29 protein-coding genes are annotated in these 23,334 nt (G+C 64.4%); 13 read left to right on the top strand and 16 right to left on the bottom strand.

The window, feature by feature from the left end:
* Window positions 1–80 precede the first annotated feature (80 nt).
* Entirely contained in the window at window positions 81–599 is a 519-nt protein-coding gene (locus CH286_RS20235; RefSeq protein WP_032403984.1) for a DinB family protein, read from the bottom strand.
* A gap of 21 nt (window positions 600–620) precedes the next feature.
* On the bottom strand, window positions 621–1,088 hold the full coding sequence (locus tag CH286_RS20230; RefSeq protein WP_032403983.1) for an SRPBCC family protein: 468 nt from the start codon (window positions 1,086–1,088) through the stop codon (window positions 621–623).
* Window positions 1,089–1,169: 81 nt separating this feature from the next.
* Between CH286_RS20230 and rhtB the strand changes: the two genes are divergently transcribed.
* From rhtB to CH286_RS20220, 3 genes are read left to right on the top strand one after another with little or no spacing between them, the layout of a single operon-like run.
* Window positions 1,170–1,796: a homoserine/homoserine lactone efflux protein gene (gene rhtB, locus CH286_RS20225; protein WP_094610209.1), complete on the top strand. Its 627-nt coding sequence runs from the start codon at window positions 1,170–1,172 to the stop codon at window positions 1,794–1,796.
* Between the two features lie 11 nt (window positions 1,797–1,807).
* A complete protein-coding gene (locus CH286_RS27890) occupies window positions 1,808–1,957 on the top strand; it encodes a hypothetical protein (RefSeq protein ID WP_155289322.1) in 150 nt (49 codons plus the stop codon).
* Window positions 1,954–2,337, top strand: coding sequence for a YchJ family protein (locus CH286_RS20220; protein ID WP_094610208.1), 384 nt, complete (start codon window positions 1,954–1,956; stop codon window positions 2,335–2,337). The genes CH286_RS27890 and CH286_RS20220 overlap by 4 nt, the downstream gene beginning before the upstream one ends.
* On the opposite strand, the gene CH286_RS20215 is transcribed toward CH286_RS20220, so the two are convergent.
* Window positions 2,334–2,750 (bottom strand): DUF5997 family protein, encoded by a 417-nt coding sequence (locus tag CH286_RS20215; RefSeq protein WP_032403980.1) that lies wholly within the window; start codon window positions 2,748–2,750, stop codon window positions 2,334–2,336. The genes CH286_RS20220 and CH286_RS20215 overlap by 4 nt on opposite strands.
* Before the next feature lie 78 nt (window positions 2,751–2,828).
* Between CH286_RS20215 and CH286_RS20210 the strand changes: the two genes are divergently transcribed.
* Both CH286_RS20210 and CH286_RS20205 read left to right on the top strand, forming a co-directional pair.
* Window positions 2,829–3,812, top strand: coding sequence for a LysR family transcriptional regulator (locus CH286_RS20210; RefSeq protein ID WP_037150786.1), 984 nt, complete (start codon window positions 2,829–2,831; stop codon window positions 3,810–3,812).
* Between the two features lie 79 nt (window positions 3,813–3,891).
* Window positions 3,892–5,730: an HNH endonuclease signature motif containing protein gene (locus tag CH286_RS20205; RefSeq protein WP_094610207.1), complete on the top strand. Its 1,839-nt coding sequence runs from the start codon at window positions 3,892–3,894 to the stop codon at window positions 5,728–5,730.
* Between the two features lie 53 nt (window positions 5,731–5,783).
* Here CH286_RS20205 and CH286_RS20200 read toward each other — a convergent pair whose 3' ends face one another.
* The 5 genes from CH286_RS20200 to nadA all read right to left on the bottom strand — a co-directional run bounded on the left by CH286_RS20200 (window position 5,784) and on the right by nadA (window position 9,940).
* On the bottom strand, window positions 5,784–5,966 hold the full coding sequence (locus CH286_RS20200) for a hypothetical protein (RefSeq protein ID WP_094610206.1): 183 nt from the start codon (window positions 5,964–5,966) through the stop codon (window positions 5,784–5,786).
* 66 nt (window positions 5,967–6,032) lie between these two features.
* Window positions 6,033–6,407: an RNA-binding S4 domain-containing protein gene (locus CH286_RS20195; RefSeq protein WP_037150788.1), complete on the bottom strand. Its 375-nt coding sequence runs from the start codon at window positions 6,405–6,407 to the stop codon at window positions 6,033–6,035.
* Between the two features lie 32 nt (window positions 6,408–6,439).
* Complete coding sequence (gene nadC, locus CH286_RS20190) at window positions 6,440–7,315, bottom strand: carboxylating nicotinate-nucleotide diphosphorylase (protein WP_094610205.1); 876 nt, start codon at window positions 7,313–7,315, stop codon at window positions 6,440–6,442.
* 1 nt (window position 7,316) lies between these two features.
* Window positions 7,317–8,885 carry an L-aspartate oxidase gene (locus CH286_RS20185; RefSeq protein WP_094610204.1) on the bottom strand — a complete coding sequence of 523 codons (1,569 nt, stop codon included), beginning with the start codon at window positions 8,883–8,885 and terminating at the stop codon, window positions 7,317–7,319.
* Window positions 8,882–9,940, bottom strand: coding sequence for a quinolinate synthase NadA (gene nadA, locus CH286_RS20180; protein WP_052065879.1), 1,059 nt, complete (start codon window positions 9,938–9,940; stop codon window positions 8,882–8,884). Before nadA ends, CH286_RS20185 begins: the two co-directional genes overlap by 4 nt.
* Before the next feature lie 79 nt (window positions 9,941–10,019).
* Between nadA and CH286_RS20175 the strand changes: the two genes are divergently transcribed.
* Complete coding sequence (locus CH286_RS20175; protein ID WP_032404066.1) at window positions 10,020–10,718, top strand: NUDIX hydrolase; 699 nt, start codon at window positions 10,020–10,022, stop codon at window positions 10,716–10,718.
* A 13-nt stretch (window positions 10,719–10,731) separates the two neighbouring features.
* Here the strand turns inward: CH286_RS20175 and CH286_RS20170 are convergent, their stop codons facing one another.
* From CH286_RS20170 to bioB, 3 genes are read right to left on the bottom strand one after another with little or no spacing between them, the layout of a single operon-like run.
* Window positions 10,732–11,319, bottom strand: a complete 588-nt coding sequence (locus CH286_RS20170; RefSeq protein WP_255182718.1) for a DUF2567 domain-containing protein — start codon at window positions 11,317–11,319, stop codon at window positions 10,732–10,734.
* 6 nt (window positions 11,320–11,325) lie between these two features.
* Complete coding sequence (gene bsaP / locus CH286_RS20165) at window positions 11,326–11,550, bottom strand: biotin synthase auxiliary protein BsaP (protein WP_032403974.1); 225 nt, start codon at window positions 11,548–11,550, stop codon at window positions 11,326–11,328.
* 22 nt (window positions 11,551–11,572) lie between these two features.
* Window positions 11,573–12,565: a biotin synthase BioB gene (gene bioB, locus CH286_RS20160; protein ID WP_032404064.1), complete on the bottom strand. Its 993-nt coding sequence runs from the start codon at window positions 12,563–12,565 to the stop codon at window positions 11,573–11,575.
* Window positions 12,566–12,688: 123 nt separating this feature from the next.
* On the opposite strand from bioB, the gene CH286_RS20155 reads away from it, so the two are divergent.
* Entirely contained in the window at window positions 12,689–13,276 is a 588-nt protein-coding gene (locus CH286_RS20155; RefSeq protein ID WP_032404063.1) for a TetR/AcrR family transcriptional regulator C-terminal domain-containing protein, read from the top strand.
* A gap of 12 nt (window positions 13,277–13,288) precedes the next feature.
* Here the strand turns inward: CH286_RS20155 and CH286_RS20150 are convergent, their stop codons facing one another.
* The 3 genes from CH286_RS20150 to CH286_RS20140 all read right to left on the bottom strand — a co-directional run bounded on the left by CH286_RS20150 (window position 13,289) and on the right by CH286_RS20140 (window position 16,639).
* Window positions 13,289–13,696, bottom strand: coding sequence for an META domain-containing protein (locus CH286_RS20150; protein WP_052077718.1), 408 nt, complete (start codon window positions 13,694–13,696; stop codon window positions 13,289–13,291).
* The gene (gene secA2, locus CH286_RS20145; protein ID WP_094610203.1) at window positions 13,689–15,992 is read right to left on the bottom strand and encodes an accessory Sec system translocase SecA2; all 2,304 of its coding nucleotides are present in this window, start codon (window positions 15,990–15,992) and stop codon (window positions 13,689–13,691) included. Before secA2 ends, CH286_RS20150 begins: the two co-directional genes overlap by 8 nt.
* A gap of 74 nt (window positions 15,993–16,066) precedes the next feature.
* Window positions 16,067–16,639 (bottom strand): dihydrofolate reductase family protein, encoded by a 573-nt coding sequence (locus CH286_RS20140; RefSeq protein WP_094610202.1) that lies wholly within the window; start codon window positions 16,637–16,639, stop codon window positions 16,067–16,069.
* 76 nt (window positions 16,640–16,715) lie between these two features.
* Here CH286_RS20140 and CH286_RS20135 point away from each other — a divergent pair, with 76 nt between their 5' ends.
* From CH286_RS20135 to CH286_RS20120, 4 genes are all read left to right on the top strand, one after another.
* Complete coding sequence (locus CH286_RS20135; protein WP_094610201.1) at window positions 16,716–17,285, top strand: TetR/AcrR family transcriptional regulator; 570 nt, start codon at window positions 16,716–16,718, stop codon at window positions 17,283–17,285.
* Window positions 17,286–17,378: 93 nt separating this feature from the next.
* Entirely contained in the window at window positions 17,379–17,780 is a 402-nt protein-coding gene (locus CH286_RS20130) for a GntR family transcriptional regulator (protein WP_032403970.1), read from the top strand.
* Window positions 17,777–18,637 carry an ABC transporter ATP-binding protein gene (locus CH286_RS20125; protein ID WP_032403969.1) on the top strand — a complete coding sequence of 287 codons (861 nt, stop codon included), beginning with the start codon at window positions 17,777–17,779 and terminating at the stop codon, window positions 18,635–18,637. The genes CH286_RS20130 and CH286_RS20125 overlap by 4 nt, the downstream gene beginning before the upstream one ends.
* Window positions 18,634–19,695, top strand: coding sequence for a hypothetical protein (locus CH286_RS20120; RefSeq protein WP_094610200.1), 1,062 nt, complete (start codon window positions 18,634–18,636; stop codon window positions 19,693–19,695). The genes CH286_RS20125 and CH286_RS20120 overlap by 4 nt, the downstream gene beginning before the upstream one ends.
* 48 nt (window positions 19,696–19,743) lie before the next feature.
* On the opposite strand, the gene CH286_RS20115 is transcribed toward CH286_RS20120, so the two are convergent.
* Window positions 19,744–20,523 (bottom strand): SIR2 family NAD-dependent protein deacylase, encoded by a 780-nt coding sequence (locus tag CH286_RS20115; RefSeq protein ID WP_303396150.1) that lies wholly within the window; start codon window positions 20,521–20,523, stop codon window positions 19,744–19,746.
* A 47-nt stretch (window positions 20,524–20,570) separates the two neighbouring features.
* Here CH286_RS20115 and CH286_RS20110 point away from each other — a divergent pair, with 47 nt between their 5' ends.
* A complete protein-coding gene (locus CH286_RS20110; RefSeq protein WP_094610198.1) occupies window positions 20,571–21,167 on the top strand; it encodes a CHAP domain-containing protein in 597 nt (198 codons plus the stop codon).
* A 3-nt stretch (window positions 21,168–21,170) separates the two neighbouring features.
* Here the strand turns inward: CH286_RS20110 and CH286_RS20105 are convergent, their stop codons facing one another.
* A complete protein-coding gene (locus CH286_RS20105; protein ID WP_032403966.1) occupies window positions 21,171–22,118 on the bottom strand; it encodes a sensor domain-containing diguanylate cyclase in 948 nt (315 codons plus the stop codon).
* A gap of 69 nt (window positions 22,119–22,187) precedes the next feature.
* Here CH286_RS20105 and CH286_RS20100 point away from each other — a divergent pair, with 69 nt between their 5' ends.
* Window positions 22,188–22,991, top strand: a complete 804-nt coding sequence (locus tag CH286_RS20100) for a helix-turn-helix domain-containing protein (RefSeq protein ID WP_094610246.1) — start codon at window positions 22,188–22,190, stop codon at window positions 22,989–22,991.
* Window positions 22,992–23,334: the final 343 nt, after the last annotated feature.

The following is a 23,334-nucleotide window of genomic DNA, read 5'->3' as shown; positions in this document are numbered from 1 at the left end:
CTTCGTGAAGTCGGTTCGGTGCCGGGGTTCGGTCGAATCAGTGTTGTCCGAACTCCCAGGATAGTTCCACCGAATTCGGCTCAGCCCCGCACGTCCCACAGATGGTGAATCGGATCGTGGATGTAGTACGCGGCCAGTGATTCGACGGAGAAGTTCGACCCGTCGCTGCGTCGACCCGTCCGGTGGCGCTTCTCCGGCGGCACGGCGGCGAAATCATCGGCGAGGGCCCGGGCAGCATCACCGAGCTCCGCCGCCACCGCCGCAGGGTTCTGGTCGTTGTAGTTCTCGGACACCGCGGTGGCGTCCTGGTCCCAATTCGCGAACTCGGGATCGTCCTCGGTGAGCACCAGCTCCAGTCGGGTACGAAAGATTCGATGCGCGTCACGAACATGGGCGGCGTACTCGAGCGCAGACCACGTCGAGTCGTCGGGCCGCAGTGCGACGTCGTCGCGCCGCAGAACTGCATCCCAACGCTCGACGTCGGCGCGGATCAGGTTCGGGATGTCGTCGTAAACGACGGCACTCGAGTCGAACCCGCAATCCGGGCACGCTCGCTCGAGTACCCAGGTCCAGTTCTTGGTGTCGGGATCGATCGGCATGCCGGTCAGAATAGATTCAGGTCAGGCGTAGCGGGCAGCCAGGTTGTGCAGTGTGCTCTTGATGCCCTGCGCGTTCTTCTGTGGCATCTTGAACAGCTCCAACATCTTCGGCACCTTGGCCGTGCCGTACTTGAAGCTCTCGGTCACCGTGGTCAGGCCCGGCTGCGTCTCCTCGAACTCCCAGCGCCAGCTGTGACCCATCGGGTGCTGCCACTCGACAACCTTGTGCCGATCGGCGTCGACGAACTCGGTGACGGTGCTCGTGATCTTGTACGGCACGCCGTACTGCTTCATGCCGACGGAGAACTTTGCGCCGGTGCTGAGGCGATCGGGACCGCGGACGGTGTCCTTGACCGTGCCCGATCCGTCGAGCTCGCCGTGCCGAGTGGGATCAGCAACGATGTCGAACAATTCGGACGCCGACGCCCGCACCTCGGTCTGACGGGTGACTTGCTGCGGACCTGTGTCGATGGTTCTGATGTCTGCCATTCCCACGGCCTACCCCACAGCGCCTCGTTCGACACACCGGTCGAGACGAAAGTGAATTGACGGGCATAGTTCAATGAACACATGTCCTGGTCAGTGTGGCTCGCGTTTCTCGGTGCGAGCATCGTCATCAGTCTGTCCCCCGGTGCCGGTGCCATCGCATCGATGTCCACCGGGCTTCGCTACGGCCTGCGCCGCGGGTACTGGAACATCTTCGGTCTGCAGATCGGCTTGCTCCTGCAGATCGGCATCGTCGCCGTCGGGCTGGGTGCAGTCCTCGCCAGCTCGGCGCTGGCGTTCACTGCAATCAAGTGGTTCGGTGTTGCGTACCTGGTCTACCTGGGTGTCCGTCAGTGGCGCGCAGCTCCCACCGACGTCGCCGACGCCCCCGCGGTGGCCGATCGCGGAACGACGATGCTGGCACGAGGATTCCTGGTCAACGCCAGTAACCCGAAGGCCGTCGTGTTCATGGTCGCCGTCCTTCCCCAGTTCCTCGATCCGGCGCGGCCCCTGCTCGCTCAGTACCTGTTCATCGCGGCCACGATGGTCGCGGTCGACATGCTGGTGATGACCGGATACACCTCGCTGGCATCTCGGGTGCTGCGGCTGATGCGCTCACAGCGCCAACAGAAGACGATGAATCGCACGTTCGCCGGGATGTTCTTCGCTGCCGCAACGTTTCTCGCGACTGTTCGTCGGGTGACACCGTGAGGAAGTACCGCGTGATCATGAAGAACGCGCTCGGCGGAGACCCGATCCCGTTGGGATTGTTCGACACCCTTCTCGAAGCCAACACGTGGATTCAGGATGTCGGTAAGCGGGACGAGCACGAACTCGGTACCTACACAGTCGAAGTGGAAGCAGCCGAGTGAGTCGACGGTGTCCGTGTTCGAGTGGTGACACGTTCGACGCGTGTTGCGAGCCGTATCTGCGCGGCGATGCCAGCGCGCCGACAGCCGAGAAGCTGATGCGATCTCGATTCACTGCATTCGCCGTCGGCGATGCGGCTTACCTACGCGCGTCGTGGCATCCCGATACGGTTCCGCACGAGTTGGATCTCGATTCCGATCAGCGGTGGTACCGACTCGACATCATCGGGGTCGACGCGGGCGGCCTGTTCGACGACGAAGGAACAGTCGAGTTCCGAGCGCACTACAAGCACCCCGAGGGTGCGGGCACGATGAGCGAGGTAAGTCGATTCGTCCGCGTGGGCGGCCGCTGGCTCTACCTCGACGGAGTGGTCTCGCGCTAGAGGTTGCGCAGCTTGGTCGGCCGGTTGCCTGCAGTACGACGCGCTTCCTGCTTCTCCTTGATGCGTTCGGCATCCTTGCGAACCTGGATCTGCGTGCGGCGCTCACGAACGAGCCACTGCGGCGGGCTGGCGACGAGCTCGTCGATGGCGTCACTGGTCAACGCTTCGGTGACTCCGCCGCGGGCCAGGCCTGCGATGGACACGCCCAGCTTCTTCGCGATGACGTCGCGCGGAAACGGTCCGTTGGTCTGCAAATCGGTCAGCCACTGCGGCGGATCGCTACGCAACGCGTCGAGGTCGGACCTGCTGACCATCGAGTTCTGAAACTCCTCGGGCGCTGCGGGAAGGTAGATGCCGAGCTTGTTCGCCGCGGTCAATGGCTTCATGGTCTGCTGTTTGTTCTCCGGGCTCACCGGACCAGCTTATCCGGCATTCCGCGGTCTCGACGCCACCGTCCCGCACGTTGCGCGCCGTCCCATAGGCTCGACTCCGTGAACATCGATGTGCAGACACTGCGCTGGTACGCCGCAGTGGCGCAACAACTGCATTTCGCCCGCGCTGCTCAGTCGCTCGGAATATCGCGAATCCGCCTGAGCAAGACCATCGTGGAACTCGAAGAGCAGCTCGGCGCCGACCTGTTCGTGCCGGGGGTCTCCCCCACCGAACTCACCGAGGACGGCCGCGCTCTGCTCGAGCGGGCTCTGGTGGAGATTGCCGAGGACGATCGGCGCTCGGAGCTCGCTCAGGTTGCTGCTGCCGAGCCGACGACGTTCACCATCGGCTACGCCGAAGGTGTGACGCTGACGAAGTGGACGCGAATCTGGGCGGATCGGTTCCCGGACGTCACGCTGTCCGTAACGGCTACGACGCCGGAAACTCAGGTGTCGGCCCTGCACGACGGAACGGTCGATGTGAGCTTCGTTCGACCGCCGTTGGATAGAGAGGGCCTCAATGCGATCGGCCTGTATCAGGAAGTCCAGGTTGTGGTGGTCCCGAAAGACCATGCCGTCGCAGCATTCGATTCTGTCACCGCGAGCGATCTCGCCGACGAGCATTTGCTGGCCGATCCCGCGACGGTCCCCGAATGGGCTGCTGTTGCAACGGAACTCGAAGTCGGCAATCGCCCTGCCCTGCCCCCGATGAATTCCACTGCCGAGACGTTCGAGTACGTGGCTGCCGGGCTGGGGGTGGCGATCGTGCCGCATTCGGTGGCCCGATTCAACGCTCGCAAAGATCTCGTCTACCGCCCGGTGACCGACATCGAGCACTCCCAGATTGCATTGGCGTGGGTCGCCGAACACGAGGACGACCGCATCGAGGAGTTCATCGGCATCGTTCGAGGACGGTCGACCCGTAGCTCACGAGGTTCGGCAGACGACGCGCCGGTCAAGAAGAAGAAGGCGCACCCCTCCAAGCCGGCCCGTCCGGTTGCCAAGACGAAGACGAACGCGCGACGGAGCGGCAAACGGCGCTGAGTCGGTCTCCCCACGTCGCTTCCGGTCCGCGGGAACGTGTGTTCGAAAACCTGTCGGCGGGTCGCGATAGATTCTGTCCATGCTTTCGGGGGACGGCGGACCAGGGGTGGACGGCATCGAGACGGTGCCGCCTCCCCCTGTCGTGTCCGATCCCGAGTTGTCGGTGTTGGTGGACCGCGTGGAGTCCGCGGTCGCCGAACTGGCCGCGCAAGGGTCGGTGTCGTGGACGAATGCCGACCGGCGTGCGGTGATCCAACGCATGGAAACACTCACCAGGTCTGTGACGGCGTATTCGTACACCTGGCTCAACGAGTTGATCGCTCAGCACGGCCTCGATGTGTATCCGGGGTCGGTGCCGTGTTCGGTGGCGTGGATGCTGCGGATCACCCCACGAGCAGCCGGTGCACGGGTGCGTCTGGCTGCGGAGTTGGGCGATCGCACCGCACTGTCCGGGGAAGTCCTCCCTCCGTTGTTGCCGCACACCGCGGCAGCACTACGGGCGGGGCTGCTCGATACCAAGCATGTGCAGATGATCCGCGAGTTCTTCAAGCACTTGCCGCCCAGTGTGGACCCGCAGACCCGAGATCTCGCAGAACAGCAATTGGTGAGCTACGCCTCGACCAGACTCCCTGACGACTTCGCACCATTGGTGGCGCACCTGGACTCGATCCTCAACCCCGACGGCGACTACGACGAGGACGAGGACGAGGACGGTAAGCCCAAGCCACGCAAACGACGCGATGCGTTCTTCTACCTCGGTGAGCAGGGTGCCGACGGGATGTCGGAAGGAAGCTTCTGCGTCGATTCCGAACTACGGGCATACCTCGAAGCCCTGTTCTCGAAAGCTGCGAAACCGGGCGTGAACAATCCGGCCGACCCGACGTCGGTCGTCCACGGGGGCGAAGGCGACAGTAAGTCCACTGCATCACGGCCCGAGCCGACGTCCGGTGACCCAGGGTCGAGCGATGCGGGTCTGTGGGATGGAACGGACTGCAACGAGGCCAGCGACTGCAGTGACGACAACTGCGGTGATTGCGACTGCGGTGACGACGAATGCTGCGACGGCGACTGCGGAGTCGGTGCCGACTGTGGTTGCGGCACAGAGCCCGAAGACATGCTCGACTCCGACGAGTACGACGGCTCCGACGACACTGCAGGCGCTGCTGACCCCGGCGGTCACTCCGAGTCCGACGCCGGCGGTGACGATGACCTTGACGATGACGCACCGGACACCGCATTGCGGGACGCTGCCGCCGCGCGGGATACGCGCACCCAGAACGAACGTCGTCACGACGCCCTGAAGATGGCACTGCGGCACACACTCGCCTCCGGGACCCTCGGCACCCACCGCGGCCTGCCCGTCACCGCCATCGTCACCATGACCCTCAAAGACCTCAACGCCGGTTGTGGTTACGCGATGACCGGCACCGGATCCCGCGTCTCCATCCGCGATGCGATCCGTATGGCGTCCCACGCCCACCACTACCTGACCATCTTCGACGACGACGGCAGAGCCCTCTACCTCGGCCGATCCAAACGCATCGCCTCCGCAGACCAACGCATCGTGCTCATCGCCCGAGACCGCGGCTGCAGCTTCCCCTCCTGCACCCGCCCGGCAATCTGGTGCCAAGCCCACCACCTCGACGACTGGGTCGACGGCGGCTACACCGACATCGACTCCCTCACCTTCGGCTGCGACATGCACCACGCACTCGTCGGCACCGGCCCCGGCAAGTGGGCAACCACAAAAACCGGAGCAGGACATCGCTATCCGGGCCGCACCCTCTGGCACCCACCATCGGGAATGGACCCCAAGCGCCGTGGGCTGATCAACCACGCACACCATCCTGAGGAAGTCCTGTATCCACCCGAACAGCACGACGACACCGGCGACGAGGAACCACGACAACCCGCGTGACGACCCACACCAGCATTACGGCACAGCTCTGCCTAGACAGTCCCCGAAGCGCCTCAGCGAACCGGGTGACGCTTTCGATTGCGAATCAGAACTGCGATTCCGAGTCCTACCGAAATCAACAGAAGAGGTGCGGCAATGGCGAGGGACGCGTCGATAGCCAGAAACAGAATGAGTAGCAACGCTGCTGCCACGAAGTACACAGCCGCGAAACGTGGGGTCCACAGGACGGAGTCCATGCCACACCTCCTTGCGCGTACGAGCCTCTTGTCGTTACCTAAGGTAACCGAATAGGCTCGCGCGCACTAGAGACCCAGGCCCCGCAGTCGGTCGATCTCACGACGATCGCGCTTGGTCGGTCTGCCGGCTCCTCGATCACGACGCGGTACGGAGGCCAGAACTTCTTTCGGAGGCGGCGGCGGACTGTGATCGATCAGGCACTCGGGGACGACAGCTGCACCGACACGCTTGGTGATCGCCCGCACGACCACGACGATCTTCTCCACGCCGTCGACCCGCAGCCGAACCTCGTCGTTCGGGCCGATTCGCAGACCAGGCTTGGCTGGGGTTCCGTTGACGCGGACGTGCCCACCACGGCAGGCAGCGGCTGCCGCGGACCGCGTCTTGAACAACCGCACCGCCCAGATCCAGCTGTCGAGGCGGGCACTCTGTACTTCCATCTTCGAACGAATTCCTCACATCGCGGGCCTGACTACATGTCCAGACCTAGATCGAGCACTGTCACCGAGTGTGTCAGACCGCCCACGGCAAGAAAGTCGACCCCCGTCCGCGCGTAATCCCGTGCCACGTCGACCGTCAACCCACCCGAGGATTCCAGCTTGGTCTCGGGAGCGAACTTGTCACGACGCTGAACCGCCATCTGTGTCTGCCACAGCGCAAAGTTGTCCAGCAGAACGAGTTCGACGTTCTCGGCAAGCACCTGGTCGAGTTGTTCGAGGCTGTCGACCTCCACTTCACAGGCGATGTTCGGCGCAGCGGCCCGCACCGCGTTCAACGCAGCGACGACCGAACCGGCAGCCGCAACGTGATTGTCCTTGATGAGCGCAGCATCGCCCAACCCCATTCGATGATTGACGCCACCGCCGGCGCGCACCGCGTACTTCTGCAACGAACGCATGCCCGGCAACGTCTTTCGGCTGTCCCGAATCTTGCACTCGGTGTCGGCAACCTCGGCGACCCAGCCGGCTGTCGCGGTGGCGATTCCCGAGAGATGGCACACGATGTTGAGCATCGTGCGCTCGGCCGTGAGCAACCCCCGAGTCGGGGCCTGAACCGTCAGAACGGCCTGTCCTGGTTCCACATTCGCCCCGTCCTCGACGCGATGCACGATGGAATACCCCTCGGGACCGATCACCTCGTCGAGGACCAGACGACCGACGTCGAGGCCGGCGATCGTGCCGAACTGGCGTGACACGACCGAGGCCGTCGCCACCGCGTCCTCGGAAACCGTTGCCGTGGTAGTGATGTCGGGCCCGTACCGCAAGTCCTCGTCCAGCGCCGTCCGGATCAGTGCGAGCACCTCGGCTCGGTCGACACCCGGGTTCACCTCGGTCGAGATTTCGGACATGTCAGCTTGCTCCCGTCATCACGTCGTCGTTCACGATCCCCAGCCGTCCGTCGGGACCTCGTTCGATGTGCAGGCTTCGGCGTTGCGATGGCGCACTCTCGGGGAAATCGCGTCGGGTGTGGCACCCTCTACTTTCGCGGCGGTGGTTCGCGGCCAGGACGATGACCTCCGCCGCGGCTGTCAGCGCAGCATCCTCGACAGCACGGGCGTCGACCGGCGGTTCCGATACGACACCCTGAGCCAGGACGCGTTGTGCCGCAGCGAGTCCCACTGCATCGCGAACCACACCGACCTCGGCAGTCATCGTGCGCTGCAGCACGCCCCGGTCGATGCGGCGATAGGTGGGTAACGCGAGGTCCGTCACCTCGACCCTCCTGCCGACCCGTTCGGCAGCCACAATTGCCGCACGTTCACCCACGACAAGACCTTCGAGCAGACTGTTCGACGCCAATCTGTTGGCACCGTGCAGGCCGGTGCGCGCCACTTCGCCCGCAGCGAGCAAGCCCGGAACCGAGGTGCGTCCAGCGGTGTCCGTCACCACTCCTCCGCACGAATAGTGTGCTGCGGGTGCCACCGGAATCAGGTCCGTCGCCGGATCGATGCCGGCCTGGAGGCACGAGGCGGTCACGGTCGGGAATCGCTCGTGGAAGTGCTCCACGCGGCGGGCGTCCAGCAGCACGTGGTCGCCGCCGCTGTCGTGCAGCAGTTCGGCAATGGCCCGGGACACTACGTCGCGTGGCGCAAGATCACCCAGCGGGTGCACTCCGGCCATGAACGCGCGGCCTGTGACATCGACCAGGTGGGCACCCTCGCCGCGTACCGCCTCGCTGATCAACGGACGGCGTCCCGTCGTCCCGGCAGCGAACAGCACCGTGGGATGGAACTGCACGAATTCGAGATCGGCCACGCGCGCGCCTGCATCGAGGGCGAGCGCGATGCCGTCTGCCGTCGCGCCGGCCGGGTTGGTGCTGCACGAGTACAGCTGCCCCAGCCCGCCGGTGGCCAGGAGAACCGTCGGGCAATGAACGACTCCGAGGCCGTCGGGCCCGCGGACGAGCAGACCGACAACCTCGCCGTCGGTGGTCAGCACCCGCAGCGCGGTCGTGTCGAACTGCACCGTCGGCACTGCACCGTCGAGTGTGCGCTGTACCTCCGCACCAGTGGCGTCGCCGCCGGCATGGATGATGCGGCGAACACTGTGGCCGCCTTCCCTGGTGCGTGCGACGGAGCCGTCGGCAGCGCGATCGAATTCTGCTCCCGCAGCTTCGAGCGAGGCGATGGCCGCACGCCCGCCGGCAACGATGGAGCGCACGGCGTCCTCGTCGCACAGTCCGGCACCGGCAGCACACGTATCGGCCACGTGCGATTCGATCGAATCGCCGAATTGTGCTCCGACGACCGCGATCCCGCCCTGGGCATACTGCGTCGCGGTGTCGGTGGAGCTCCCTTTGCTCACGGTCAGCACCCTGAGGCCGCGGGCGACAGCGGTACGAGCCGCAGTGAGTCCGGCGATACCGCCGCCGACGACGACCAGATCAGCTCCGGTTTCCCACGCGACGGACGGATTCACTCTCCGCCGCCGGGGGTACCGATTTCGATCATCCGCTGCACCGACTTGCTGGCGATGTTCGCAGTTTCGAGGTCGACATGTACCTCGTCTCGTCCTTCGACGAGGCAGCGAAGCAGCGCGGCAGGGGTGATCATCTTCATGTAGCCACACGATGCACGGTCGTTGACGGCGAGGAAGTCGACGTCGGGTGCGGCCATGCGCAGTTGGTGCAGCATGCCGATCTCGGTGGCGACCAGAACCTGCTTCGACGCGGTGGTGCGGGCAGCGTCGAGCATGCCGCCGGTGGAGAGGATCTTGACCTTCTCGGCCGGAACGAATCCTTCGCCTGCGAGGTAGAGAGCCGACGTGGCGCAGCCGCATTCGGGGTGCACGTACAGCTCTGCATCGGGGTGGGTGCGAGACTTCTCGGCCAGCTCGTCGCCGTTGATGCCGGCGTGCACGTGGCATTCTCCTGCCCAGATGTGCAGGTTCTCGCGTCCTGTCACGCGCTTGACGTGTGCGCCGAGGAACTGGTCTGGCAGGAACAGGATGTCGCGGCTGGGGTCGATGGACTGTACGACCTCCACTGCGTTGGACGACGTGCAGCAGATATCGGTCAGTGCCTTGATCTCGGCGGTGGTGTTGACGTACGAGACGACGACGGCGTCGGGAAAATCGGCCTTCCATTCGCGGAGCTGGTCTGCGGTGATGGAGTCGGCCAGCGAGCAGCCGGCGCGCTGGTCCGGGATCAGGATCGTTTTCTGCGGGCTCAGGATCTTGGCGGTCTCGGCCATGAAATGGACTCCGCAGAACACAATCGTGTCCTCGGAGACCTCGGCGGCCATACGCGAGAGCGCAAGGGAGTCGCCGACATGGTCCGCGACGTCCTGAATCGCGGGCAGCTGGTAGTTGTGCGCGAGCAGCGTCGCGCCGCGCAGATCGGCGAGCCGTCGCACTTCGGCCGCCCATTCCGGAGTTGCCTCCACTCCCCCGTAGCCACCTGCTCCGTCGACGATGTCGCGAACTCCGGCGAATGCCGAGTCCAGGATGTTCACCCGGGTAGCGCTGCTGGTCATGACGGTTCTCCTTCACCGATCATCCGGTCGTCGGTGACCGAATTTCCTCCGAGGAAGTTTTCGACCTATGATCGAAAACATGATTCATCGTAGCACCGTCCACGAAGTACTCATCGCGGTGTTCCAAGTTCGAGCCTTTTCCGACCCGGACACCCCCGAACTGGCGGTGCTGCTGTGGCAGCGCGCTCTCGACCCCGAGGCCGGCACCTGGTCGCTTCCCGGTGGCACCCTGCGTGACGACGAGAATCTCGCCGCGTCCGCGCGCCGTCAGCTCGCCGAGAAGGTCGATGTGCGCTCGGTTGCGCACCTCGAGCAGCTGTCCATCTTCAGCGAACCCGACCGTGTCCCGGGAGATCGCCGGATCGCGTCGACGTTCCTCGGCCTGGTGCCGATATCGGCCGAGCCGACACTCCCCTCGGACACCGCGTGGCACCCGGTTTCAGCGCTGCCCGACATGTCGTTCGATCACGGAACCGTCGTCGCTCACGCCCGACACCGCTTGGTAGCGAAGCTGTCGTACACCAATATCGGCTTCGCACTGGCTCCGGTCGACTTCGCGATCTCGTCGCTGCGCGAAATCTACGGTGCGGCACTGGGGTACCAGGTGGATGCCACCAACCTGCAGCGAGTATTGAGCCGTCGGGGCGTCATCGAACCCACCGGCCGTCGGGCACCGTCCGGCAAAGCCGGCGGCAGGCCGCCGGCTTTGTTTCGCTTTGCCGACAACAGCATTCGGGTCACCGACGAGTTCGCTGCATTGCGTCCTCCGCAGGCGTGAACCTGGCCGACTGTCAGTCGGCCCGATTCGAATCGAACGACGGCGGCGGGAACGGCTCGACGTCCACGTCCTCGGGTTCGGGATCGGTATGTTGCAGATTGTCGTTGGGGTTCATCGCCGCCAACAGCAGGACGACCAACGACGCCGTCAGCGCCTGGACGATCAGCACCAGTGGGGTCTCGATGCTCGGTGCCACCGTGACGATCGAGCCCACTGCAGGGTCGGTGGCCTTCGGGAACCGCAGGGCGGCAATAGCATTGCCGACCACAATCGCAGCGATCGAGCCGGCGAGCGCACCCACGAAGATTGCCACGAAAAGGCGTGGACCCCGCTCCGACTTCCACAGCCACCAACCGACCGGGAGGACGAGACCGAGCGCGAACGAGACGAGGGAGAAGATCGCGATGGCGTCGAATCGGTGCAGACTTTCACCGGTCAGAGCCGCCCCGCGGTCCTGCGCCACCACGAGCAACTGCTGCGCGGGCACCAATAGGCCCCACAGCATGCCGCCCAGTGCGGACAGCGCCACCGATATCGCTACCACCACCGCCAGAACCCGGCGGGTGCTGTGTCGCGGCGGACTTTCGAGCGGTTCCGACACGGACACCTAGCGCCTGCCCGTCGCCGCCGAGTCGAACAGGCCGTGCCGCGAGCACACCGAGGACCACCCGTCGGGAACTATCTGCACCACCATGCGGCGACCGCATTCTGCGCAGAACCGCGGCGGCTCCAACCCGAGCCGGACGGCGACCGACGACGAATCCGCACCCACCTCGGCTCCGGCGTCGACAGGCCGACCGGTGTACGGGTCGTAGTGGGTCTCGCTCGTCATTCGACCCACCCTAATACGCCCATCAGATAGTCGAGTTCAGCGCTTTGATCGGCATCTGCAGCTGACCGAGAAGATCGAGATCCTGCTCTGCCGGACGACCGAGCGTCGTCAGGTAGTTGCCGACGATGACGGCGTTGATGCCGCCGAGAATTCCCTGCTTTGCACCCAGATCACCGAGAGTGATCTCGCGGCCGCCGGCGAATCGCAGAATCGTCCGCGGCAGCGCGAGACGGAACGCGGCGACGGCGCGCAGAGCATCGGATGCCGGCAGCACATCGAGGTCTCCGAACGGGGTTCCCGGTCTCGGATTGAGGAAGTTCAACGGCACTTCGTCGGGCTCGAGTGCGGTGAGATCGGCCGCGAACTCGGCTCGCTGCTCGAGCGTCTCCCCCATCCCGAGGATGCCGCCGCAGCACACCTCCATGCCTGCCTCCCGCACCATCCGAAGCGTGTTCCACCGTTCCTCCCAGGTATGAGTGGTCACAACATTCGGAAAGTACGAGCGAGAGGTCTCCAGGTTGTGGTTGTAGCGGTGCACGCCCATCCCTGCGAGCTGATCGACCTGATCCTGCTCGAGCATGCCCAGCGAACACGCGATGTCGATGTCCACCTCGCCTCGAATGGCTTCGATTCCCGCAGCGACTTGGGCGAGCAGCCTGGCGTCGGGTCCGCGGACCGCCGCGACGATGCAGAATTCTGTGGCCCCGGTCTTCGCGGTCTGCTTGGCCGCCTCGACCAGAGACGGGATGTCGAGCCAGGCAGCGCGCACCGGAGATGCGAAAAGCCCCGATTGCGAACAGAAGTGGCAGTCCTCGGGGCATCCGCCGGTCTTGAGGCTGACAATTCCCTCGACCTCCACCTCGGGGCCGCACCACTTCATCCGTACCTCGTGCGCCAGCAGCATCGCCTCCTCGAGACGGTCGTCGCCGAGCTGGAGGACCTCGAGAACCTGAGATCGTTCGAGTGCGATGCCGTCGTCGAGCACCTGTGTACGGGCCGTGCGCAAAATGTCCATTCCGGTCCCCTCGTAGTCGAACGGCGACACATTGAACACCGTTCAAGTTGAACGGTGTTCACGTTAGGCACCGCCCTCGGCTACTGTCAAAGCGACGAGGCGTCGATCGACTTGGGGGAAGCAGTGCAACTCAACAGGCAAGACGTCCTGGACGGCGCGATCGCCATTCTCGACGAGTACGGCCTTGCCGACCTGACCATGCGACGGCTTGCGACGTCCCTGCACGTGCAGCCCGGTGCGCTGTACTGGCACTTCCCCAACAAACAGACCCTGCTCGGCGCGATCGCAGACCATCTGCTGTCCAGCGCCGACGCCCCACCCACCGAGGGCGCGTGGGACACGCAGATCGAGCAGATCGCGCATCGGCTGCGCGACGCGCTTCTCTCCCGTCGAGACGGGGCCGAACTCGTCGCCGCGACCTACGCGTCGAGGATGACCACCAATCGCATTCGCGAACGCATTGCCGCCGTCTGCATTCGCGCGGGACTACCGCGACGCGACGCGGAACTGACCGCCGACACCCTGCTGTACTACGTTCTCGGCCAGACAGTGGACGAACAATCGCGTCTACAGATGGACTCCGCGGGAGCCCTCACCCCCGAGGCGTCCCCGATCTTCGAGAGTCCGGACCCGACCAGCAGATTCGATTTCGGATTGCGGCTCTTCGTCGACGGAGTCCGCCACTCGACAACCGATCGGATCCGGCGCTAGAGATCCGGCCGATCATGACTCCGCGAAGACGATCCGTTCACTTCCGTTGTCCAGGGTCATGGTGCCGTCGTTCCGAGACCACCGCGGCGTGGACGCCAAGAATTCCGAGAGCCACGCGTCCTGATCCATCAATGCCTGTGGGCAGCCCATACGGGTGGAACCGAGAGAATCGGTGGTGATCCTGCCCTGCGAGGTGTCGACCGTGCCGAACAATCTGTTGCACCCGGCCTCCGCCGAGATTCGGTCGTCGGCGAATTCGAGCCTGATCGTGGTTCCGTCCACCGGCACATAGGAGTCGGAAGCGTCGATGGACGTGTAGATCTTGTCGGCCGGAAATTCGCCGTACGAGTCGGCACACCCGGACGCCACCGCGCCCACGCCCAACGCGAGAGCGACCAACGCGCGCCGCGCGTCAGCCACCGAAGATCGGCCCCAGGCCGGCCGCACCGGCATTTCCGCGGGACGCGAACGGGTTGTCGTGCACCATGTACGTCCAGGTCGACGTCGGTCGACGCAAACCGGCATCGTCGAGATCGATTCCGTCGGAGGTGATGTCGGCCGACTCGAAGGTGGCGTGCGAGAGATCCATCGCCTTCGACGACACCGTCTTGAATGCTTCGACCGCAATGCGGTGATACTCGTCCAGCGGATTCTCGCGCCCCAATGCCCGAAGGTGAATGCTCTCACGCACGTCTGCGAGGTGCGCGAGGTAATCGGACCACGATCGATCGAGGTGGTACAGAACTATCTGGCGAGCGACCTCGATCAGCGTCTCCTCCGAGACGGTGTCGCGAAGCTCTTTCGAGCGCTTCGGCGAGTGCGCCTCGAGCAAGGTCAACGCCTCGTCCGAGTTGAGCAACGTCGCGCGGCTGCGATCCAGAATCTCGCGATGTTGAGCCGTCAACTGGTTGTAGCGCCAAGTACGAGAATGTATTTCGAGCATCTGGCCCTCGGCGATGCGTTGTGCGTGATCGACACGGTCGGCCGCTGCCGGCGAGGTGAACATTCCGCTGTCGTCGATACCCTTCGGTGCGTCCTTGTCGCCGATGTTGTTCTTGACGACGTCGTCCTCCCAGCTGCCGAAGAACAGTGAACGACCCGGATCTCCCTGCCGACCTGCGCGTCCCCGGAGCTGGTTGTCGAGGCGCTCGGTTGTGTGGCGACCGGTGCCGAGAACGAACAATCCGCCGAGCTCGGCAATACGTTCGCGATCGGCACCGTCGGGACCGCCGAGCTTGATATCGGTTCCGCGACCGGCGATCTGAGTCGACACGGTCACCGCGCCGTGCACTCCCGCCGCGGCGATGACCGCTGCCTCCTCAGCATCGTTCTTCGCATTGAGCACCACCACGTCCACGCCCGAGGCCGTGAGAGTCGACGCCAACGCCTCGGACTCGGCGACATCATGGGTTCCGATGAGAATCGGCTGCCCGGTCTCGTGAATCTCCTTCACCTGCAGGGCAATTGCAGCGTTCTTGTGTTCGATCGTGTCGTACACACGGTCGTTTTCGTCGACGCGCACCGTCGGCACGTTGGGCTCGATGACCGAGACGCCGAGGCTGTAGAACGTCCGAAGCTGCTCCCCCGCCGCCATGGCCGTTCCGGTCATGCCGCACACCGTGGCGTACCGATTGACCAATGCCTGCACGGTGATCGTGTCGAGAATCTCGCCGGTCTCGGTGGGAGCAAGCCCCTCCTTGATCTCGACTGCCGCTTGCAGCCCGTCCGGCCAGCGCTGAAGTTCGGCGACGCGTCCACGCGAGGCGTTGATCAGCTGAACCCGTCCGTCACGAACGATGTAATCGACGTCGCGCTGCACCAGCACCTGGGCGTGCAGCGCCACGTTGACCGCCACCAGGGTCGATCCGACATGCTGTTCCGAGTACAGATCGATTCCGCCGAGCTCCTTCTCGATCCGCAGGGCACCCTCGTCGGTAAGGAAAACGTTCCGCCCTTCGGCATCGGTGTCGTAGTGAACACCCTTGTCCAACAATCGGACTGCGTCCATCACGGTCGAGGTCGAGACGTCACCCGATACCGAACCGGCCAACACCAGTGGGACGAGCGCCTCGTCCACCAGCACGGAGTCGGCCTCGTCGATCAGTGCGACGTCCGGGACGGGCGAGACCAGATCCTGTCGATCGTTCACCAGATGATCACGCAGGACGTCGAAGCCGACCTCGTTGACCGAGGCGTACGTGATGTCGCAGGCATAGGCGGTGCGACGCTCCTGCGCGCTCGACGCCTCACCGATGGAACCGACCGTGATACCCAGAACCTCGAACAACGGCTTCATCCACTGTGCATCGCGTTGCGCAAGGAAGTCGTTGACCGAGATGACGTGCACCGCGCGCCCGGACAAGACGTACCCGACGGCAGCGATGGCGCCGGCCAACGTCTTGCCCTCACCGGTCGCCATCTCCACCACATCGCCGGCGAGAAGTCGCACGGCACCGTGGAGCTGTACATCGAAGGGCCGCATGGACAGTGTTCGCGCACTCGCCTCTCGCACCAACGCGAGGTACCGCGGAACATCGAGCCGCGCTGCGTTGTCGACGCGAAGTGCGATCGCCTCTGTCGCCAAGTCGCTGTCGTCCATAGCGGCCGCCCACTCGGCGTGCTCCTGGGCTCGGTCGACGTGCTGACGGGACGTGCTGTGCGCCTTCTGCGCGGAGCGTCCGAGTACACGCCAGAACCGGTCGGAGCCCAAAGCCATGTGCAATCCCTACCTGAGAAAGAAAGAACGTTCCTTTCCACAGTACCGAGTGTGACGTCGTCCTCGGTTCCACATCATCGATCGACCGTGTACTCGTTCACCACCACCCCGGACTCGAAGGGGGTACTGGCCACGAGGCGACTTCGGATCGGTGAGTACGCACGCTCGGCGAAGAGACGCTTACCCGAGCCGAGGAGGATCGGGTTCACCTTGAGGATCAGCCTGTCGATTTCGCCCGCCACAGCCGACGCCAACATCCCTCCCCCGGCCAGCCAGATCCCACTTCCATTCTCGCTCTTCAGCTTTCGCACGACCGCTACGGGATTTTCACCGGTGAGCGTCACGGCCGCTTCCACGCCCGAGTGATCGCGCGAGAAAACGTACTGCTTCAGGTGGCCGTACGGACCCTCCGGGGGATGGATTCCACCGGCCTTGTACGTGTTCCACCCCATGAGCACGGTGTCGAAACGACTCAGGTCGGGGGTCAGGCCCGTCGCCCGAAGGCCAAGCGTCGGAATGGTGTCGGTGTACTCACGCAGGATCATGTCGATGTGGTCGCCGTGCATCGGGAAGTCGGCGAAGGAGTCGTCGGGGGCAGCGATGTAGCCGTCGAGACTGACGGCGACGTAATAGACCAGTTCACGCATGAGCTTCTCCGATCACGACGGGTGTAGTGGTTGCTTAAGACTACGACATCCGTAGTGGTTCCGCTAGTCTGTTTCCATGGCTCGCAACCCACTCCGACGCTCCGAACTGGCCGACGCCGGACTTCGCCTGCTCGCCGCGGAAGGAGCGCGCGGACTGACCCACCGCGCGATCGACGAGGAAGCAGCTGTGCCCAAGGGAACGGCATCGAACTATTTCAAGACCCGCGCCGACATCATTGCCGGACTGATCGAGCGGATCGGCGAGAGACTCGCCCCCGACGCCGAGGTCCACGAACCACTCGCCGCGCAACCCCCCAGCCCCGAGCTGTTCGGCGCGTACATCCGCGACATCGTCGCCCGACTCCTCGCGAACAGCGACGTGACACTCGCGCTGTTCGAGCTGCGGCTCGAGGCATCGAGACGACCGGAGATCAAGGAGATGCTCGGCAGCTGGCAGCACTCGAATTTCTCCGCCGACGTCGAATTCAACCTCGCCGCAGGACTACCCGGGGGGCGCAAGGAAGTCGCACTCTTCCACTACGCGATCGACGGGCTTCTGCTCGACCGCCTGACCTACCCGATCGATCCGGACACCTCGACGGACGAAGTTGTCGACGCCCTGGTTGCGGGCCTTCTGCATTCCTGATCGATGCCCTGACCATCCACTGACCGCACAACCTGGACAAACCGAGGAGTCCGCATTACCGTCTTCCACTAATCAACTAGTGAAAGGGTCCTGGTGATCGCTTACCGTATCGATCGTCAGTCCGGCATCCCCACATATGTCCAACTGATACTGCAGACCAAACAGGCCCTGCGCCTCGGATCACTCACTGTCGGCGACAAGCTCCCGACAGCGAAAGACGTGGTCACGGCGCTCGCCATCAACCCGAACACCGTGCTCAAGGCCTACCGCGAACTCGAACGAGAAGGCCTGGTCGAACCACGGACCGGATCGGGAACCTTCGTCGTCGCCTCCCTGGCGAAACCCGGCATGGCCGAACGATCGGCCCTCGAGAACGAACTGGGCCGCTGGATTCGCCATTGCCTGGCAGCAGGACTGGACAGACCGGACCTCGAGGCCATCGTCACCGCTGCCCTCGACACCCACTTCGACCGACCGGAAAGAGACGGATCATGACCGACGCAGTTCTCACCATGGACGAGGTGGTCAAGTCGTTCCGCCGTAAGACCGTCCTCGACCGCTGCTCGTTTGCCATCGAAAGAGGAAGCGTCACAGCGTTGGTCGGCTCCAACGGCGCAGGCAAGTCGACTCTGATGTCGTTGGCGGTCGGACTGCTCACGCCGGACTCCGGGAACATTCGAGTACTGGGCGAAGCCGTGGGCCAGCGCGGCATCGCGCCCGGCCTCTCCTACCTCGCTCAGCACAAACCTCTCTATCCACACTTCACCGTCGCCGATACTCTCCGCTTCGGCCGAAACACCAACGTGCACTGGGACGATGCGTATGCGGCAGAACTCGTGGACGCAGCGGGGATAGCCGTCTCGGCACGCGTCAAGTCACTCTCTCCCGGCCACCGCACCCGGGTCGCGCTGGCCTTGGCCCTGGGTCGGCGCCCGGAGGTACTGCTGCTCGACGAGCCTCTCGCAGACCTGGATCCGGTTGCCCGCCGTGCTGTGGCCCGGACATTGATGCGCGACGCGGCCGAGAACGGCACGAGCATCGTGCTGTCGTCGCACGTGTTGTCGGAACTGGTCGACGTCGCCGACCGACTACTCCTGTTGCGTGACGGCCGCATTCGACTCGACGGTGACCTGGATACCGTCACCGCCGAGCACTACCTGCTCGTCGGTAGCACCGATGCCGAACCCACCGTTGACAACGGAACCATCATCTCCGACGTATCCGGTTCCAGCTCAGCAGTATTCGTTGTCCACGGCACTCGACCGGAGACAGCGCGACCGGGCTGGACCGTCGAAGACGCAACCGTGGACGACGTTGTACTCGCACACCTCGGTGCGGAGGTAGCGGCATGATCTGGGTGACATGGAGACAATTCCGCTCCACAATTCTGTTCGGGGTCCTGACCCCACTTCTGTTGGCGGCGATCACAGTTGCCATCACGCTGATCGATGGGGGTGTGGCACCCGTACCCGTACTCCAGCGCTGCCTCGGGATCGGTGAGGACTACTGCACAGCGGAAACCGCGCAGACCATCGCGATTCTTCTGACGATCGCCCTCCCCGTCGTGCTCGGCGCTTTCGTCGGGGTCACCGTCTTCTCCCGCGATCTCGAACGTCGAACTCACGTACTCGGTCTTACCCAATCGGTGAGCAGACGACGGTGGTACGGCGTGCGCGTACTGGTCGTGTTCGTTCCGACGATCCTCGCCATGGCGTTGCTCGGATGCGCCCTCTACTGGGCGAAATATCGCACCTCGCCTGGGTCGTTCACTTTCATGAGCACCGGCGAATCACGCCTGGACTTCCCCACCTTCGGCGCAACGGGATTCGTTTCGGGCGGGTACACGGCTGCCGGACTGATGCTCGGCGCAGCATGCGCACTGGCCATGCGGAACACCGTCGCCGCGATGATCACCACTGTCGTGCTGTCCACTGCCTTCCTGGCGCTGCTGCCGACGCAGATTCGCGAACACTACGCGACTCCCGCGGTCGAGACCCAGACACTCGAGCAGAAGATGAACGACATGTACGGCGGCACACCGGACTACTACCGGCCACTGGAATCGATCTCGATATATCCGCGATGGAACGTGTCGGCGGATTACGTCGACGGCCAGGGAACACCCGTAGCGATCGACCTGCAGAAGTGCACGTGGCCCGACAACTACCGGGACATGAGCGAATTCGAGACGGTCACGCAGTACGAGGAATACGCCGATCTCCGTGCCGCGGAGGACGCTCGCACACAGATCGACTGCACCCGAGCTCAGGGTGCCGACGCCTTCGAGACGAAGTACCACGAGGATCGACTGTTCTGGCGGTTCCAGGCGATCGAGACAGCTCTGACGCTGCTGATCGCCGGTCTTCTCGGAGGACTGTCCCTGCTACTGGTCAAGAGACTGCGGCCCTGAGGTAGCGCGGTCGGTGCAAACGGCTGAGGCGACAGCATGTTTCGGTGTTCACAGTCGCGCAACGAGGGCCGGCAGCCCCACCGCCGCAGTGGTGCGCCACCGGTGATCGGCCATGTCCGAGACCTCGGTCTCGACCGGGTTGATCTCGACGACCGTGGCTCCGGCGCTACGAGCGATCGCCGGCAGTCCCGCGAACGGGTACACGACTCCCGACGTGCCGACCACAAGAACGAGGTCGGCACGTCGGACGGCGTCCTCGGCCGCGTCCCACGCGGCCTCGGGTAGCGATTCGCCGAACCACACCGCGCCCGGCCGAATCAGCCCGCCGCACAACGGACATTCCGGCGGCGGAACCCGCTGGTCCGCCTCGGCCGGTGCGTCGGCGGCACCGGCGTCGAGCACTGCCCGTGTCCCACAGTCGCTGCAATACGGCTCGAACAGAGATCCGTGCACATGTGACAACACCGTGGCTCCGGCTCTCTCGTGGAGGTCGTCGACATTCTGGGTGGCGATGTCGACGTGCGCCCGCTGCTGCCATTGTGCGAGTGCCACGTGACCGGCGTTGGGCTCGGAGCGTCTGACCAGTTCCGCTCGCCATCGATACCAACCCCACACCAGATCGCTGTCGGCCATCCAGCCCTCGGGGCTGGCGAGATCCTTGGGATCGAAGTCCTTCCACAACCCGCTCTGGGCGTCACGGAAAGTTGCGATCCCCGACTCGGCCGACATCCCCGCACCCGTGAGAACGGTGATGCGCGACGCTTCGCGGGCAGCGTCCGCCACAGGCTCTAAAACAGCATGGGCCGGCAGGTCACGAGGGAAGGTCACGTCCTCATTGTGCCAAGCTGTGTGCCCGGTCGCGCTACCGTGGTGGCATGAGCATCGACACCAGCGCGCGTACTCGACGACGGTGGCCTCTGTGGGTGGCGGCGTGCACGGCTGTCGTCGTGGTTGCGGTCGTTGGTGTTCTGTGGCTGGCCCCGAGCCGATACCTCCCGTGGGACACCGAGGCATTTCCCGAGGTGAACACCGGTGAACTGACGGCCGATCAGGCCCGAGTGGTGGAACTGTTGCGCACCGAGCACGAGCAGCAGCGCCCGGGAACCTTCTATGCCGAGGGTGTCGACGAAGCCTGGTGTGCCGACTTCGTCAGCTGGATCATGAAGGAAGCGGATATGCCGCTGTCGAACCCCAATTCCGGTTCGTGGCGCATACCCGGCGTCTACACCCTGCAGGAGTACTACCAGGAGCAGGGTCGATTCGAGGCCGTCGGTGGCTACACGCCGTCGGTGGGTGACGTGGTGCTCTACGACAACAGCAGCTGGATCGGCCAGCACACCAACGTGATCGTGGCGGTCGACGGAGACGAGGCCATCACCGTCGGAGGTAACGAGGCCGGCAAGATCCGAGTTCACACCCTGCACTACGGATCCGACTCCGGCGTGGTCGGATTCGGCCGACTGGCGAGCTGACGCTCACTCGCCGGATCGGCGGCTTCCGTCGCTGTACGATCGCGCGCCACCATCTCGTTTGGCCTGAAAGAGCAACATGTCTGCACGATCGAAGCAGTCGTCCACGGACTCGCCTCGTCGCAACGTCGTGTGCCCCGCGGAGAATGTCTGCTGGTCGGGAACGACGGCGGCGAGCTCGGTCAGCACGGCGGCCATCGTCGTCGATCCCACTCCCGGCATCGCGAGAGCGAACTCCTCCCCACCCCATCTCGCGATCGAGGCTCGGCCACCGAGCAGATCTGCCGCAGCAGCGGAGAACCGAACCAACAGTTGATCACCGCGGCCGTGGCCGTACTTGTCGTTGTACAACTTGAAGCGGTCGAAATCGATCATGGCCAGCGCAACCGCGCCCTCGTCCCCCGGCGGTGTGGTCAACTGATGCAACCGATCTCGCCATCCGCGCCGATTGAGCAGTCCGGTCAGGGCGTCGGTCTGTGCAGCTACGCGCAGGTCGTCCTCGACGCGCCTTCGATCGGTGATGTCGTGCACAACGGCCATCGTCCACCTTCGACCCTCCGGTCCCGGAACCTCACTGGCCGAGATCCAACCCCACCGCACTGTGCCATCGGCATGCAGGTAGCGCTTCTCGACGTGAACCGATTCCCCTCGAGACTTCGCGTCGTCCATGATCTGCTCCATGGCGGCGTGCTGGCCCAAGTCGTCGGGATGGGTGAACTCACGAGAAGATCTGCCGGGCAGGCGTTCACGAGGACACCCGACGATGGCTGCGTAGGCCTCGTTGGCGAGAACGAGCAGTCCGTCTTCGTCGGCAAGCGCCAATCCGACCGTGCTGGCCTCGAACATTTCCCTGTACCAACGATCGGCGTCGACCATCTTCAGCCAGGTCTCTTCCTCGAACGGTGCGAGCCACGACGACTCACACGACGACCCGACGATACGCCGCGCTGCCACGCCCGGCCCTGGGAAGGCGAGGCAGACGGACTTGACGTTGACGTAGCGTAAAGGTTCACACTGAACCACATGCGAATCGGATCTCTGGCGGAGGCCGTCGGAACGACACCGCGAACGGTGCGTCATTACCACCGCCTCGGCCTGCTCGACGAGCCGCGCCGTCTGTCCAACGGATATCGCGAGTACACGATCGACGACGTGGTTCGTCTGATGAGAATCCGGTGGCTGGCCGACTGCGGGATGCCACTCGGCGAGATAGCCGCCGCCCTCGGTGAGTCTCCGGCGGGCGAGACCGATGTGGTCGCTGATCTCAGGGCGCTTCTCGTCGGTATGGAACGGGAGCAGTCCGCGCTCGCGCGCAAGCACATCCGCCTGTCGGCACTGCTGAACGACGCAGTCGAGCATCGCCAGCTGACCGCACTTCCGCGCGAGGTTGCCGACGCCCTGAGCGCGCTGATCGACGCTTCCGCGGAAGCGGACCGAGAAGCATTGATCCGTGAACGCGATCTACTCGAGGTGATGGCGATATCGGGCACCGTTCCCGAATCGTTCTTCTCTACCGTGACCGCAACACTCAACGATCACGGCCTCCGTCAGAAGTACCTCGGACTACTACGCAGATTCGCAACCCTCGAAGGCCGAGACCCTCTTGAGGCCGAGAGCGATATCGATTCGCTCGCAGCGGAACTGGCGTCGATGCTCGATCTCGACTCGCTCGCCTCCACCGCACCCGACGCCGCAGTGAACACCGGTGAGATCAGCTCCCTGACTATCGACGACATCCTGCCCGATCCGGCCCAGCGCACTGTGATCGTCCGCGCCGCCGCGCACCTGCAGACGACCGAACACCCACGCTCCGGAGGCACCCGATGACGGTCGACTTCCCTGTCCAGGCCGGTAGATGGCACTCGTTGACGCTCTGGACGCGCGGGCAGCACGCGCCGATCGCCGCGGACTCGACCGTGTTCACCGCTACCCGCGGAACACTCGGATTACCCCTGATGTTCGGTGCTGCCACCGTGATCGAGATGGTCGTTCTGCACTTTCTGATTCCGTGGCTGTGGCTCAGTGCGCTGGTCGCAGCCGCGTCGGTGGCGTCCCTGGTGCTACTCGCGTCATCGGTCGCCCTGGCTCGGGCGCACCCGCATGTTCTCTCACCCGAAGTCCTCGTTCTGCGCATGTCGGGCACGGTCGTAGCGAGGGTCGACCGAGCGAA

The organism is Rhodococcus sp. WWJCD1 (assembly GCF_002258735.1).
In the GTDB taxonomy this organism is placed as follows: domain Bacteria; phylum Actinomycetota; class Actinomycetes; order Mycobacteriales; family Mycobacteriaceae; genus Rhodococcoides.
Note: the sequence above shows the minus strand (reverse complement) of the source record. Positions and strands in the feature narration are given on the sequence as shown.